Origin of the sequence: Psychroserpens mesophilus (genome assembly GCF_050617655.1) — a bacterium.
GTDB classification, from domain to species: domain Bacteria; phylum Bacteroidota; class Bacteroidia; order Flavobacteriales; family Flavobacteriaceae; genus Psychroserpens; species Psychroserpens mesophilus_A.
Genome location: NZ_JBODQC010000491.1, coordinates 1 through 238, shown reverse-complemented (window position 1 = coordinate 238; position 238 = coordinate 1). Strand labels below are relative to the sequence as shown.

1 pseudogene is annotated in these 238 nt (G+C 26.5%); it reads right to left on the bottom strand.

The annotated features are described in order from the left end of the window. Positions 1-238, bottom strand: a pseudogene (locus ACRHNM_RS18125) (TonB-dependent receptor); the annotation flags it as partial.

The window sequence follows — 238 nt, the reverse complement described above, 5'->3', positions numbered from 1 at the left end:
ATTACAGAAAAACCATTGATGTTGTTAAATAAATCTGCTACGTTTTTGGGCTGTACCACATTTTTATCATATCTGTTAGATATAATTGTATGTATAGGATCTGTTTTAAAGTTTCCTGTAACAATTACTTCATCTAATTTTATTCTTTTTATAGTATCTTTTTCTATTTCTTTTTTTTCTTGTGAAAAAGAAACAGGAGCAATAAGTGCGCATAAAAGCACACTAAAAATTGTTTTCA